Source organism: Nonomuraea sp. SBT364, from assembly GCF_001083785.1.
GTDB lineage: Bacteria > Actinomycetota > Actinomycetes > Streptosporangiales > Streptosporangiaceae > Nonomuraea.
Window position 1 is genome coordinate 23,206 of record NZ_LAVL01000026.1, and the last position, 13,456, is coordinate 36,661.

At 73.4% G+C, this 13,456-nt stretch carries 7 protein-coding genes; 2 read left to right on the plus strand and 5 right to left on the minus strand.

What is annotated here, in order from left to right:
• Positions 1–22: 22 nt before the first annotated feature.
• Together ADY59_RS15130 and ADY59_RS48715 are read right to left on the minus strand one after the other, a co-directional pair.
• Complete coding sequence (locus ADY59_RS15130; protein ID WP_049562596.1) at positions 23–3,157, minus strand: WD40 repeat domain-containing protein; 3,135 nt, start codon at positions 3,155–3,157, stop codon at positions 23–25.
• Complete coding sequence (locus tag ADY59_RS48715) at positions 3,154–3,894, minus strand: helix-turn-helix domain-containing protein (protein ID WP_049562598.1); 741 nt, start codon at positions 3,892–3,894, stop codon at positions 3,154–3,156. The genes ADY59_RS15130 and ADY59_RS48715 overlap by 4 nt, the downstream gene beginning before the upstream one ends.
• 45 nt (positions 3,895–3,939) lie before the next feature.
• On the opposite strand from ADY59_RS48715, the gene ADY59_RS53375 reads away from it, so the two are divergent.
• Positions 3,940–4,074, plus strand: coding sequence for a hypothetical protein (locus ADY59_RS53375; RefSeq protein WP_269433603.1), 135 nt, complete (start codon positions 3,940–3,942; stop codon positions 4,072–4,074).
• 726 nt (positions 4,075–4,800) lie between these two features.
• Here ADY59_RS53375 and ADY59_RS15140 read toward each other — a convergent pair.
• From ADY59_RS15140 to ADY59_RS15150, 3 genes are all read right to left on the minus strand, one after another.
• Positions 4,801–5,298 (minus strand): beta-class carbonic anhydrase, encoded by a 498-nt coding sequence (locus ADY59_RS15140; protein WP_049562599.1) that lies wholly within the window; start codon positions 5,296–5,298, stop codon positions 4,801–4,803.
• Between the two features lie 98 nt (positions 5,299–5,396).
• Positions 5,397–7,775 carry a SpoIIE family protein phosphatase gene (locus ADY59_RS15145; protein WP_049562601.1) on the minus strand — a complete coding sequence of 793 codons (2,379 nt, stop codon included), beginning with the start codon at positions 7,773–7,775 and terminating at the stop codon, positions 5,397–5,399.
• Between the two features lie 54 nt (positions 7,776–7,829).
• On the minus strand, positions 7,830–12,020 hold the full coding sequence (locus tag ADY59_RS15150) for a HAMP domain-containing protein (protein ID WP_442937701.1): 4,191 nt from the start codon (positions 12,018–12,020) through the stop codon (positions 7,830–7,832).
• Between the two features lie 193 nt (positions 12,021–12,213).
• Between ADY59_RS15150 and ADY59_RS15155 the strand changes: the two genes are divergently transcribed.
• Entirely contained in the window at positions 12,214–13,401 is a 1,188-nt protein-coding gene (locus tag ADY59_RS15155) for a PP2C family protein-serine/threonine phosphatase (RefSeq protein WP_231618728.1), read from the plus strand.
• Positions 13,402–13,456 lie beyond the last annotated feature (55 nt).

Below are 13,456 nucleotides of genomic sequence, written 5' to 3' on the forward strand. Positions count from 1 at the left end.
CGAGCGGCTGGGCGCCGCGCTGTCAGCCGCAAGGGGGCTGGTAGGGCACGCCGGGGATGTGCCGGGCCCACTGCGCGCGGGTGATCGCCGGGTGCGCGCGCTCGCACACCCGGCCGGCCACCCGCCCCGGATCGGTGTCCCACAGCCGCGCCGTGGCGTCGACGCCGCCGGAGGCCAGCAAGCCGTCCGGGCCGTACGCCACCGTGTAGATCCGGTCGGTGTGGCCGCTCAGCACGGCCGGGGCACCCGGCCGGCGGGGGTCTTCGAGCTGCCACAGCCGCAGGGTGCCGTCGAAGCTCGCCGTGGCGAGCGTCCGGCCGGTCGGGGCGAACGCGACGCCCGCGACGGCGTTGGAATGGCCGGTCAGCGTGGCCAGGGGCACCGGGCGGCGCGGGTCGGCGACGTCCCACAGCCGGGCCGTGCCGTCGAAGCCGGCGGACGCGAGCAGGTTCGCCCGGCTGCCGAACGTCACGGCGTTGACGGCGTTGGTGTGACCGGAGAGCGTGGCGAGCGCGACGGGCCTCCGGGGATCGGCCACGTCCCACAGCCGCACGATGCGGTCGGCCCCGGCGGTGGCCAGCGTCGTCCCGCCCGGCCCGAACGCCACCGAGTAGACCGTGTCGGCATGGCCGGTCAGCGTGGCGAGCGCGACGGGCCTCCGGGGATCGGCCACGTCCCACAGCCGCACGATGCGGTCGGCCCCGGCGGTGGCCAGCGTCGTCCCGCCCGGCCCGAACGCCACCGAGTAGACGTTGTCCGCGTGGCCCCTCACCGTGGCCAGGAGGGCGGGTCTGCCCGGCACGCCGACGTCCCACAGCCGCACGGTCCGGTCGAGACTCGCCGTGGCGAGGGTCCGCCCGCCGGGGTCGAACGCCAGCCCGACGACGCCGTCGGTGTGCCCCGGCAGGCCGGCCAGCCGGACGGGCCCGCCGGGCGCGCCGACGTCCCACAGCCGGACCGTCCGATGGCTCGCGGCAGCCAGCGTGCGGCCGTCGGGGCCGAACGCCGCGGCGTACACCGTGCCGCTGTTGCCCCCGAGCGCCGGGCCGGGGACGTCCCAGAGCCGGGCGGTGGCGTCCCTGCCGGCGGAGGCCAGCGTGCGGCCGTCCGGGCTGAACGCCACCGCGAAGACCGTGTCGGCGTGCCCGCTGAGCGTGATCGGATCACCGGGGTCGGGGCCGCCGGTGACGTCCCACAACCGGACGGCGAAGTCGTAGCCGCCGGTGGCCAGCGTGCGGCCGTCGGGGCTGAACGCCGCCGCGGCGATCCCGCCGCCCTCCTCGGTCAGCGTGGCCAGCGGTTCCGGGCGGCGCGGGTCGGCGACGTCCCACAGGCGCAGCGTGTCGTCGAAGCTGCCGGTGGCCAGCGTGCGGCCGTCGGGGCTGAACGCCGCCGACAGGACGGGGCCGGTGTGACCGCGGAGCGTGGCCAGCGGGACGGGGCGCCGCCGATCGCCCAGGTCCCACAGGCGGACGGGACCGTCGGATCCGGCGGTGGCCAGGGTGCGCCCGCCGGGAGCGAGCGCGACGGTGGGCGAGGCGTCCTGCCCGCCGTCCAGTTCGGCCAGAGGCTGCGGATTGTCCGGATCGGTCACGTCCCACAGCCGCACCAGCCGGTCGTGGCCGGCGGTGACGAGCGTGCGCCCGCCGGCGAACGCCACGCGCCGGACGTCGCCGGTGTGCCCGGCCAGCGTGGCCAGGTGCCGGGGACGAGCGGGGACGCTGACGTCCCACAGGCGCGCGAGGTCGTCCTCCCCGCCGGTCGCCAGCACCCGGCCGTCCGGGCTGAACGCCGCGGCGAGCACGCCTGCCGTACGCGGGCCGGACGTGGACAGGAGCGCGGGGCGGTGCGGGGCGGACCGATCCCACAGGCGCAGCGTCCCGTCGGTGCTCCCGGTGGCGAGCAGCCGCCCGTCCGGGCTGAACGCCGTGGCGTAGACGGCGTTGGTGTGGCCCGTCAGCCGGGTCGCGTAGGGGCCGGCCAGTGCGCTGAGCAGGCTGCCGCGCGCCTCCGGGCCGGGGACGAGGCGGTAGGCGGCCAGGCTGAGCTGGGCGGCCAGCGCGGGATCGGTGGCGCGCAGCGCGCCGGTCTCGGCGCTCAGCTTCAACGACAGCGCCTCGTCCCGTTGCTGGACGGCCGTGCGCTGGGCCTGTAAGGCGAGGCCGGACGCCCCGAGCGCGAGGACGAGCAGGATGCCCAGGGCCACGATCACCTGGTGCGTACGCCGGGTGCGGCGGCGCGCGTGCCGGGTGCTGGCGTCGAGGAAGGCCCGCACCGGCGGCGGGAGGGCGCGTCCGGACGCCCATTGCTGGGCCGCCAGCAGGCGGGCGCCGCGGTAGAGGGCGTCGGGGTCGTGGTGGTCCCGTTGCCAGGCGGCGGCGGTGGTGGCGAGCTCGCGGCCGGCGACGAGCCCCGCGCGGTCGGTGCCCAGCCAGCCCCGCAGCAGGGGCCAGGCGGTGAGCAGGGCCTCGTGGCTGATCTCGACGCTGTCGGCGCCGGCGGTGACGAGCCGCTGGGCGATGAAGCGGTCGAGCACGTCCTCCGCCTCGGCCGGCCGGTCGCCGCCGTGCCTGGCCAGCAGTTCGGCGGTGGCGACCCGGCGGCGGGTGTCGGCGGTGCCGGGGGCGACGTGCACCAGATCGAGGAGCAGGCGGCGCGCCGTCTCCCGCGCTGCCGGCGACAGCGCGTCGTAGACCAGGTCCGCGCTGGCGGCCACGGCGCCGTCGAGGCCGCCGACCTCGTGGTACCCGGCGACGGTGAGCTTCCTGCCGTGCCCCTGACGCCAGGTGGCGTGCAGGACGTGGGACAGCAGCGGCAGGACACCGGCGTCGTGGGCGGCCCGGTCCGCGCCCCGGGGGGCGACCTCCCTGATCAGGAGCTCGACGAGCCCGTCCTCGAGGTCGATCTCGGCCATGCGGGCGGGTTCGGTGATCGCTTCGCGCAGTTCCGCCTCGTTCATGGGGCCGACGGCCAGCTGGCCGTCCTGCACGGCGGCGACCAGCTCCGGGAAGCGCAGCAGGGGCGCGTAGAAGTCGGCCCGCAGCCCGAGGACGACCAGCGCGCCGGCCGAGGCGGCGGCGCGGAGCGCGCCGACGAGGGCGCGCCGCTCGTCCTCGTCGGCGCAGAGGGTGAACACCTCCTCGAACTGGTCGATCACCAGGACGAGCGGCCCGCCGGGCGCGGCGGCCCGCCGGGCGCGGCGGCCCGCCGGGCGTGCGCGGAGCAGCGCCGGGGGTCCTCGCGGATCGTCGCCGCGATCTCGTCCGGGGAGAGTCCGGTGAGCGCCGCCAGCCTCGCGGCCAGTTCGTCCACCGGCCGCGCGCCGGGCACGCAGAGCACCACGGGCCAGTCCCCGGAGCCGGGCAGCTCTCCCGCGCGCAGCGCCGCGATGAGGCCGGCGCGCAGCAGGGACGACTTGCCCGACCCGGACGACCCCACGACGACCTGCACGCCTCCGCCCAGGTCCCGCAGCCGGCCCACGCGGGCGACCAGCCGGCGGGTCAGCTCGCGCCTGCCGAAGAACCACCGGGCGTCCTCGACCCCGAAGGAGGCCAGTCCCCGGTACGGTTCCGGTCCGGCGGGGCGGCGGCCGGGCGAGCGCCGCGTCCTGCGCCAGGCGCTCAGCCACTCCTCGAGTGACGGCGCGTCGGTGACCCCGCACGCCAGCAGCACCCGCGCCAGCAGGTCCCGGGACGCCGCCGACGGCAGGCCCCGGCCGGCGAACCAGTCGCCGACGGTGCTGTGCGCGCCGTACCCGCCGGCCTTCGCCGCGACCTGCCGGACCGTCAGGCCCGCCCGCTCGCGGAGCAGGGAGAGCTCGCGGGCGAAGTCCCGCCTGTCCCGTATGCGGCTGGGGTCGGGCCCGTCGGCTTCGGGGGCGGAGGCGTCGGGCAACGTCGAGCTCCTTCACAGGTCGGCACACCAGTACGTCGCCGGGAGGTGGCGGAGGGTTACAGGGGCGGGCGCTCACGGGCATCCGCCGGGTTCGCGGTCGTCCTGCTCGCGGCCGCCGCCCTGGCGGGCCTGTCACCGCTCGCCCCCGCCGCCGCTTCGACCACACCGGAGCGCCGGTGACCTCGCCCCCGCACGCAACGACGGGACGTTCGACTCGGCCGGCCTGGTCAGCCACGTCCGCCACGAGGGGACCGGCCGCTACACGGCGGTGCTCAAGGGCGCGCCGTACGCCGCCGACAGGGGATACCTCCAGGTGGGCGCGTACGGGACGGGAACGCCCGCGCGCTGCCCCCCGGAAGGGACGTCCGCTGCCGGTGAGAGCCTGGAGGTGACCGTAGGCTGCTACGCGATCGGCGAGGATGCCACGCCCCGCCGGATCGACTCCCCGTGGGTCCTGTCCTACACGCAGGAGACCGGGCTGCACCGCGACGCGTCGGCCCCCGCCGCCTACGTCACGACCACGGGCGATCCGGGAGGCCCGCAGGTCGACACCCGCCGCTCCCACAGCACCGGCGGCGAGACCCCGGCCGTCACCCGCCTCGGGACAGGCTGGTACCGGGTCGCGTACACGGGGATCGGTCAACTCCCATGCGGCGCCGCCCGGGCTCCTGATAGACGTCTACTGCCACTCCGGGGCGGGCACCCCGGCCGACGCCCACTTCGGGGCCGCCTACCTCCGGGCGCCCTGACCAGCTGCGGATCACCCCTTCGGGGGACAGGGCCGCGCGCGGCTCAGCTGCCGCCACGGAGCCGAACGTCGCCGCCGTGCGGGTCGCGGAGATCTCCGGGCCCGGCGGCATCGCGGTGTCCTGCGTCTGCGGCGGGCCTGGGCGCGGCCGGCCGGGCCTACGGCTTGACGGGGCGCAGGCGCCCGGTCTCCACCTCCCAGACGAACCCGCGCACACGATCCCGATGCGGGATCAGCTCGTCGGCCTTGATCCGCGCGATCGACTGCACGACGTCACCGTCGACGTCCTTGGGGAACGCCTCGGCGGCCCAGTCGGGCCTGATGCCGGTGTCACGGTAGACGGCCTCGCGGAAGGCGTCCTCGGTGATCTTCGTCGCGCCGCAGTCCGTATGGTGGATGATCATGATCTCGGTGGTGTCCAGCAGCCGCTGGCTGATGGCCAGGCTGCGGCGCGTGTCGGCCGTGACGACCCCGCCGGCGTTGCGCAGGACGTGCGCGTCCCCGTCGGCCAGCCCGAGCACGCGCCAGACGTCGAAGCGCGCGTCCATGCAGGTCACGATCGCCAGCCCCAGGCGCGGCTCCGACGGCAGCCCCCAGTGCTCGTGGCCCGCGGTGTGGCGCCCGGCGTTGGCGATCAGTTCGTCGATGACACTCATGAGCCCTCCCCGTTCCACAGGAGATCATCGCGCGCCGCCGCCGCCACGCCGCGCGGGACGGCCGAAGATCTACCTACGGGCAGGAGCCGTGCCGCGCTTCAGTGCACCTGGATGCCGAGCAGGCAGGTGTCGTCGTCGGTGTCGGAGTGGCTGTGGGTGAGCAGGTGGTCCAGGCGGTGGTCGAGCGTGGTCACCGGGTGCTGCACCGTGGTCAGGAGTTGCCGCTGGGAGTGCTGCAGTTCGCGGTCGCGGCGCTCGATCAGCCCGTCGGTGTACATCAGCAGGGTGTCGCCGCTCTCCAGCTGGACGTGCCCTTCCTCGTAGTCGGCTTCGGAGATGGCGCCGAGCATGATGCCCCGGACCAGCGGCAGTTCCTCGGCCCAGCCGCCGCGCACCAGGATCGGCGGCAGGTGCCCGGCCCTGGCCCAGCGCAGGGTCCGCGTTCCCGGGTCGTACAGGCCGCACACCGCGGTGGCGGTGAGGCTGTTGGTCAGGTGATGGGCGACCATGTTGAGCCAGGTCATCAGCTGGCCGGGGCCCGCGCCCGTGACGGCCAGCCCGCGCAGGGCGTTGCGCAGGACGACCATGCCGGTGGCGGCCTCTATGCCGTGGCCCGCCACGTCGCCGAGCGAGAGCAGCACCTGCTTGGAGGGCAGGACGACGGTGTCGTACCAGTCGCCGCCGACGAGGTGCTCCTTCTCGGCCGGCCGGTAGCGAACCGCGATGTGCAGGCCGGACGCCTCGACGAACCGCTGGGTGGACGGCATGATGGCCCGCTGGAGCTGCAGGGTCAGCCTGTTGCTCTCGGCCGCCTGCTGCTCGCTGTGGGCGAGCTGGTCGCGGGTGGCGGCCAGCGCGACCTCGGTCCAGTGCTGGGCGGACACGTCCTGGTACGCGCCGCGCACCGCCAGCATGCGCCCCTCGGCGTCGATGACCGGTTCGGCGACGACGCGGGTGTGACGGGCGACGCCGTCGGGGCGCTGAAGGCGGAAGGCGACCGAGGCGGGCAGCCGGTGGTGCAGCACGGTACGCAGGAAACGGCCGATGGCGGTGGCGTCGTCCGGGTGGGCGTGCTCGCTCAGATGATCCAACGGGATGGGACGCTCACCGGGCGGCATGCCGTACAGATGGAACAGTTCGCTGTTCCAGATGATCTCGCCGGTCTGGAGGTCCTGTTCGAAGCCGCCGATGCGGCCCAGGCGCTGGGCGTGCTGCAGCAGGCTGGCCAGGCGCACGGCCTCGCCCTGGATCCGCCAGATCAGCAGGACGCAGTCACCGTGGCGGGTGATGCTGACGTCGGCGACGGTGGTGAGCGACACCTGGTCGACCAGCGCGGTGAGCGGCACCCGCTCGGCGCGGTACGGCTCACCCGTGCCGTAGACGTGCTCGATCTTGCCGAACAGGCCGTCGTCGTGCGCCGCCAGCGGGTACGCCTCCAGCATGGTCGCCCCCGTCAGGGCGGCGCGGGGCCGCCCGGCGGGATCGGCGAAGCACCTGTTGGTGTGCTGGATGAGGAAGTCGACCAGCAGGCCGTCCTTGTCGAACGCCGGGCACAGCAGCAGCGCGGAGTCGTGCAGCCCGTCGGTGAGGTTGACCAGCTCGGCCATCCCCGGCGCGGACGTGGGCCCGTCAGGCGTCTCCAGCGTATGGGCGCACAGCTCCGCCAGCGCTTCGACCTGCTTGTGGATCTGGGGCGGCTGCGGCTCCAGCGCGTGCGGCCAGCCGATCTCCAGCACCCCCAGCACCCGGCCCCCGGTACCGGCGGGGACGGTGACCCGGCCACCGGCCAGGTGATGGTGCCCGATGGACGGCAGGCCGGTCTCGGAGAGGTCCGGGAACCAGACGGTCCGGCGCTCGACCAGCGCGCGGCGCGCCGGCGTGGCCACGCCCGGAGGGACGTAGCGCCACCGCCTGGCCTCCTCGGCGCTGTAGCCGGCATAGCCGGTCAGCGTGAGGGAGGCGTCGGGGCCGGCCGCCCACACCGCGACCGCGGTCGCGCCCAGCGGGGCCAGCGCGTGCTCCAGGAGCGACTCGGCGACGAGCTGGCTGTCGGCCGCGTCCAGCGCGCCGCTCTCCGCCGCGCGCAACCGCACCGTGATGGAGGTGTCGTCGCCGGGGCCGGCCGGCTCGCTCGCGGTCCTGGCGAGGAAGGCGCGTGAGACATCGCTCAGGCGGTCGTGGGCGGCCTGGTCGATGAGGTCGGCGGCCAGTTCGAGCTGGGAGACCCCGGCCTTCTCCGCGAGGTCGGCCAGCTGCCGGGCCGCCTCGGCGGGACCGCACTTCAGCCGCTCGATCAAGATGCCCTTGGCCAGTTCGATCAGCGCCCGACCCTCGGCCGCGTGCTGGGCCTGCCTGATCTGCTCGCGCAGCCGCTCGATCGTGGCCGCGAGCCTGCCGACGTTGGTGACGGCCCGCGCGGGGACGGCGCCCGCGTCGGGGGTGGCAGGCTCGTCGCCCGGGTGTTGCTGGGTGAGCACAGCGCGCTGCTCCTTCTGTACGTGGCGCGATGACGTTGCGGCGTGGCGTGGCGGCTACGGCGTCATCCACCGCTGGATCAGCCCGAGGAGATGGTCGGCGTCGACGGGCTTGGTGACGTGGCCGCTCGCGCCCGCCGCCATGCTCTTCTCCTGGTCGCCCGGCATCGCCTTGGCCGTGACCGCGATGATGGGCAGCTCCGCGTACTGCGGCATGGCCCTGATCGCGGCGGTGGCCGTGTAGCCGTCCATCTCCGGCATCATCACGTCCATCAGCACGATGTCGATCTCCGGGTGCGCCATCAGCGTGTCGATGCCCTTGCGGCCGTCCTCGGCGTGCAGCACCCGCAGGCCGTGCATCTCCAGGATGCTCGTCAGCGCGAACAGGTTGCGCGCGTCGTCGTCCACCACCAGGACGGTGCGGCCGGTCAGCGTGCCGTTCACCTGCTGCTCGACCGGCAGCTCCGCCTCCTCCGAACGCACCAGGGGCAGCACGTCGCCGGGCTGCTCGGCGGTCAGGTGCAGGGCGATCCGCTCGCGCAGCTCGTCCAGGCTCGACAACAGCTCCAGCGGCTGAGAGGCGTCGCGCGACTGCAGCGCCTGCTCCTGCGCCGAGTCCATCCGCCAGTTGTTGTAGGCCAGGACGGGCACCCCGTGCAGGGCGGCGTCGCCGTCGATGGCCTCCAGCAGGCCGTACCCCGCCCTGCCCGGCATGTCGAGGTCGAGGACGATGCAGTGGCAGGGGGCGGCGGCCAGGATCGCCGCCGCCTCCTGGCCTCCCACGGCGGTCACGATCTCCACCGGCGAGTGCGCGCCGCCGGAGTCGCGGTGGGCCAGATCGGCCAGGACGCTCTCGGCCACCAGCGAGAGCAGGCCGCGCGACCGCTCCTCCACCACCAGCAGCCTGCGCTGCTGGTGGGGCGGCGCCGGGGCCGCGGGCTGGACGTCAGCCCCGCCGGCCGGGGTCTCGGACGTGCGCTGAACGGGGGCCGACGCCGTGCCGGCGCCCTGCTCGGCGAAGTCGGGCCTGGCGGCGGGCAGGAAGAGCGTGAACGTGCTGCCCTGACCGGGCGAGCTCTGCGCGCTGATCGCGCCGCCGAGCAGGTAGGCGATCTCCCGGCTGATGGACAGGCCCAGGCCGGTGCCACCGTACTTGCGGCTGGTGGTGCCGTCGGCCTGCTGGAACGCGCCGAAGATCGTCTCAAGCTGCTGTTCGGCGATGCCGATGCCGGTGTCGATGACGCGGAAGGCGACGGCCGGGCCGTGCGGCCGCACGGAGGGCGGCAACTGCGCCGGGGAGGCCGGTTCGATGCGCAGCTCGACGCTGCCGGTCTCGGTGAACTTGACGGCGTTGGACAGCAGGTTGCGCAACACCTGGCGCAGCCTGGAGTCGTCGGTGAGCAGGCTGTCGGGCACGCCCGGCGCCGTCGTGATGCGGAACTCCAGGCTCTTCTCCGTGGTCATCGGCCGGAACGTGGCCTCGACGTAGTCCAGGAGCTGCCGCATCCCGACCCGTTCGGGGCTGATGTCCATCTTGCCCGCCTCGACCTTCGACAGGTCGAGGATGTCGTTGATCAGCTGCAACAGGTCGGAGCCGGCCGAGTGGATGACGGTGGCGTACTCGACCTGCTTGGGCGTCAGGTTGCGGATGGGGTTCTGGGCGAGCAACTGCGCGAGGATGAGCAGCGAGTTGAGCGGCGTGCGCAGCTCGTGGCTCATGTTGGCGAGAAACTCGCTCTTGTACGTCGAGGCGAGCGAGAGCTGCTGGGCCCGGTCCTCCAGCTCCTGACGGGCCTGCTCGATCTCCAGGTTCTTGGTCTCGATGTCCTGGTTCTGCGAGGCGAGCAGCGCCGCCTTCTCCTCCAGTTCGGCGTTGGAGCGCTGCAGTTCCTCCTGCTGGTTCTGCAGCTCCGCCGAACGGGCCTGCAGCTCGGCGGTCAGCCGCTGCGACTCCACCAGCAGCTCGTCGGTGCGCGCGTTGGCGACGATCGTGTTGACGTTGACGCCTATCGTCTCCATCAGCTGGTCGAGGAAGGCCCGGTGCACGGGGGTGAAGGAGTTGAGCGAGGCCAGCTCGATCACGCCCAGCACCTGCTCCTCCACCACGATCGGCAGGACGATCAGCGAGCGCGGAGTGGTCTGGCCGAGCCCGGAGGAGACCGTGACGTAGCCGGGCGGGATGTCGTCCACCGCGATGGTGCGGCGGGCGCGCGCGGCCTGGCCGACCAGGGTCTGGCCCATCGCGAACCGGGTGTCGGCCTCGCCCGCGGGGTAGCCGTAGGCGTTGATCAGCTTCAGCTCGGCGCCCGATGGTGATTCCTCCGCCAGGAAGAACGCGCCGAACTGGGCCGACACCAGCGGCGCCAGCTCGCTCATCACCAGCTCGGCGACCGTCGCCAGGTCCCGGTGGCCCTGCATCAGCCCTGACAGGCGCGCGAGGTTCGACTTCAGCCAGTCCTGGTCCTCGTTGGCCTTGGTGGTCTCGCGCAGCGACTTCACCATCGAGTTGATGTTGTCCTTGAGCTCGGCCACCTCGCCCGAGGCGTCGACGGTGATGGAGCGGGTCAGGTCGCCCGAGGTGACGGCGCTGGTCACCTCGGCGATCGCGCGCACCTGCCGGGTGAGGTTGCCGGCCAGTTCGTTGACGTTCTCCGTCAGCCGCTTCCAGGTGCCCGAGACGCCCTCGACCTCGGCCTGGCCGCCGAGCCTGCCCTCGCTGCCCACCTCCCGGGCGACCCTGGTCACCTCGGCGGCGAACGATGACAGCTGGTCCACCATCGTGTTGATCGTGGTCTTCAGCTCCAGGATCTCGCCGCGCGCGTCCACGTCGATCTTGCGGGTCAGGTCGCCCCTGGCCACGGCCGTCGTGACCTGGGCGATGCTGCGCACCTGGTTGGTCAGGTTGGAGGCCATGAAGTTGACGTTGTCGGTGAGGTCCTTCCACGTGCCGGACACGCCGCGGACCTGCGCCTGGCCGCCGAGCTGGCCTTCGGTGCCGACCTCGCGGGCGACCCGGGTGACCTCGTCGGCGAACGCCGAGAGCTGGTCGACCATCGTGTTGATCGTCTGGGCGAGGGCCGCCACCTCGCCCTTGGCCTCGACGATGATCTTCTGCGACAGGTCTCCCTGGGCCACCGCGGTCGCCACCTGGGCGATGCTGCGCACCTGGCTGGTCAGGTTGGAGGCCATGAAGTTGACGTTGTCGGTGAGGTCCTTCCACGTGCCGGACACGCCGCGGACCTGCGCCTGGCCGCCGAGCTGGCCTTCGGTGCCGACCTCGCGGGCGACCCGGGTGACCTCGTCGGCGAACGCCGAGAGCTGGTCGACCATCGTGTTGATGGTCTCCTTCAGCTCCAGGATCTCGCCCCGCGCGTCGACCCGGATCTTCTGCGACAGGTCGCCCTTGGCCACGGCCGTGGTCACCTGGGCGATGCTGCGTACCTGCGCGGTGAGGTTGTCGGCCATGACGTTGACCGACTCCGTCAGCGCCTTCCAGGTGCCCGACACGCCCTTGACGTCCGCCTGACCGCCCAGGCGGCCCTCGGTGCCGACCTCGCGGGCCACGCGGGTGACCTCGTCGGCGAAGGAGGAGAGCTGGTCGACCATCGTGTTGAGGGTGTTCTTCAGCTCCAGGATCTCGCCCTTGGCCGAGACGGTGATCTTCTGTGACAGGTCGCCCTTGGCCACCGCGGTGGCCACCTGCGAGATGTTGCGCACCTGGGCGGTGAGGTTGCCCGCCATGTAGTTCACCGAGTCGGTCAGGTCGCGCCAGGTGCCCGCCACCCCCTTGACGTCGGCCTGGCCGCCGAGCTGGCCTTCGGTGCCGACCTCGCGGGCGACCCGGGTGACCTCGTCGGCGAAGGAGGAGAGCTGGTCGACCATCGTGTTGACGGTGTTCTTCAGCTCCAGGATCTCGCCCCGCGCGTCCACGGTGACCTTCTGCGACAGGTCGCCCTCCGCCACCGCCGTGGTCACCTCGGCGATGCTGCGTACCTGGTCGGTGAGGTTGCCGGCCATGGCGTTGACCGACTCGGTGAGGTCCTTCCAGGTGCCCGACACGCCCGGCACGTCGGCCTGGCCGCCCAGCCGCCCCTCGGTGCCGACCTCCCTGGCCACCCGGGTCACTTCGGAGGTGACCGTCGAAAGCTGGTCGACCATGCCGTTGAACACCGAGGCGATCTCCCCGAGCAGGCCGTCGGCGTCGGCGGGCAGTCGCGTGCCGAAGTCCCCGTCCCTGACGGCGGTCAGTCCGGTCAGCAACTGCCGCAGTTCGAGTTCTCCCGCGTCGCCGACCCGCCGTGTCCCCGACCGGCTGCCACTCACGCTGTCGCCCGCCTCTCAGAATGATTGCCATAGTGCAAATAATTGGCTTGGAGGCTAGCGTAGGCGCACGCGGCTCGACAACCGCATCGCGCACTCTCAGCCCGTGAGGAATGGCCCGGTGACCACCGAAAACGACATGAGCGCCGTCTATCGCGAGCTGCGCGCGGCACAGCCCTACAATCTCAGTGAGGTCGCCCGCGACGCGCTGATCGCCCATACGGCCGCACGCGGCGTCGAGCTGCTGCTCGCCGACTACGCGCTGACCGTACTCAGGCCCGTGCTCGACCCGCCCGGTCCGGGCACCCCCGAGATCCGCATCGACTCCAGCGAGCCGGGCCGCGTGTTCGCCTCCCAGCAACCGCTGTGGGACGAGGAGCGCGACACCCTCCACCTGCCCATGACAGCGTCCGGCGAGCGCCTTGGCGTCCTCTGCGTCCGCCTGCCATCCCCGGCGAGGACGGCCCAGGTCGAGGAGCTCCGCGAACTGGCCTGCACCCTCGCCGCCGCCCTGTGGGGCGCCGGCCGGGTCACCGACCGCTACCGGCGGGCCCGGCGCTCCTCCCGGCTGACCCTGGCCGCCGAGATGCAGTGGGAACTGCTGCCCGGCTACGGCCACCGAGGCGGCCGCTACGAGATCGCGGGCCAGCTCGAACCCGCCTACGCGGTTCACGGGGACAATTTCGACTGGAGCTGCGAGCACGACTCCCTGACACTCTCGATCACCAACGGCATGGGCGAGGGCCTGCGCGCGGCGCTCCTCACCTCGCTGGCCGTCACCGCCATCCGCAACGCCCGCCGCTCCGGCGCCGACCTCGTCGAGCAGGCCGGCCTCGCCGACGAGGCGGTGCACGCGCAGTACGGCGGGCGAGAGCACGTCTCCACGCTGCTGCTGCGCTTCGACGCCGTCACCGGCGAGCTGGCCGCGGTCGAAGCCGGTTCCCCCCGCATGATCCGGTTGCGCGGCAACGACGTCGACACCGTCAAGCTGGACGCGCAACTGCCCCTCGGCATGTTCGGCACCACCGGCTACACCGAGCAGCCCATAGCGCTGCGACCGGGCGACCGGCTGGTCATCGTCAGCGACGGGGTGTACGGCGCGCGGTCCCCGGCCGCCGTGGAGTTCGGCGAAACCCTCCTGGAGTCGACCGTCCGATCCACCCGCCTGCAGCCCGCGGGAGAGGCCGTCCGGACGATCGTCCGTGACATGCTGGCCTTCCGAGCCGTGGGAGACGTCGTCGACGACGCCGTCGTGGTGTGCCTAGACTGGGCCGCCGCCGGGGCAGACCCTAGCCGGCCTCTCCCGTGACTGGAGGCGCCGTGCCGAGCGCACGCGCGCAGTCCTGCTTCCCAACCTGGAAACC

What these genes read in the sequence shown, in the direction of transcription:
- ADY59_RS15140 (WP_049562599.1), bottom strand. Translation starts at nt 5,298, where the DNA reads ATGAGTGTCATCGACGAACTGATCGCCAACGCCGGGCGCCACACCGCG.